Source organism: Streptomyces durbertensis (assembly GCF_014156695.1).
GTDB classification, from domain to species: Bacteria; Actinomycetota; Actinomycetes; order Streptomycetales; family Streptomycetaceae; genus Streptomyces; species Streptomyces durbertensis.
The window spans coordinates 1-243 of the sequence record NZ_WMLF01001002.1; the positions used below are offsets into that span (position 1 = coordinate 1).

Genomic DNA, 243 nt, shown 5'->3' on the forward strand with positions numbered 1-243 from the left:
CTGGCTGCCCCGGCGGTGGTGATCGAGTGGAGTGACGCACTGCAGGCGCCCGGGGGGCGTGTACCGCTCGACGCAGTGCAGGAAGAAGTCCGTGAGCGCCAGCGACTTGGCCCGTACGGCGCCGACGAGCGGGGCGATCCGGTCGCCGATCCGCTCCGGCGCCTCCCACCAGCCGCTCTCGGTCCAGGAGCGGATGCGCATGCTGCCCCACTCGTGGGCGACGACGTGCGCCAGGCGGTCGGG

At 73.7% G+C, this 243-nt stretch carries 1 protein-coding gene; it reads right to left on the bottom strand.

All coding sequences use genetic code 11. From position 1 onward, the window contains the following. On the bottom strand, nucleotides 1–243 hold a 243-nt coding region (locus GL263_RS28735; protein ID WP_438948019.1), incomplete at both ends, for a kynureninase/PvdN C-terminal domain-containing protein.